This is a genomic window from Actinomyces sp. S6-Spd3, from assembly GCF_000758755.1.
In the GTDB taxonomy this organism is placed as follows: Bacteria; Actinomycetota; Actinomycetes; order Actinomycetales; family Actinomycetaceae; genus Pauljensenia.
In genome coordinates, this window is record NZ_JRMV01000071.1 from 1 (window position 1) to 536 (window position 536).

Annotated in this window: 1 protein-coding gene; it reads right to left on the reverse strand. The window is 54.3% G+C overall.

The annotated features are described in order from the left end of the window. Positions 1 to 412: 412 nt before the first annotated feature. Positions 413 to 536: 50S ribosomal protein L33 (gene rpmG, locus HMPREF1627_RS10070; protein WP_081940720.1), on the reverse strand; the 124-nt coding region annotated here is incomplete at its 5' end.

Below are 536 nucleotides of genomic sequence, written 5' to 3' on the forward strand. Positions count from 1 at the left end.
TGCCTTGATCGAGAGTTACGATCACCGCCAACATTCCCACAGACCACAGTAAAAAGCCCGCCCACGCCGTCACTCGCGGGCCGAAACGACCCGCGATTGGTCCCGTAGATGGAAGTGCGAGAACCGAACCCAACGAGCCAATCAGGAGGACGTTGCCTAGCATTGCCGGATCCAACGAAAAAGCATCCCGAATAGACGGGATACGCGAAAGAAATGAAGCGAGGGTGAATCCAGAAAAAAAGAACGTTATCGCCGTCGCATACGACGCGCGCGTGTACACAACTGAATCCGGCCTAGGAATATCCACTGCATCCCCCTCTTCTAACCTGATAGTACAGGCCCGCAAAGCGCAAACACGAGTTTGCGCAAAACAAAAGAGCCCCCATAACACTGGGGGCTCTCAAACCCGAACTTAGCGAGTTTCGCGGTGCAGCTTAGATGAGCGGCAACGCGGGCAATACTTCATAAGCTCGAGACGATCCGGCGTGTTACGACGGTTCTTCTTCGTAATGTAGTTGCGCTCCTTGCACTCCGAG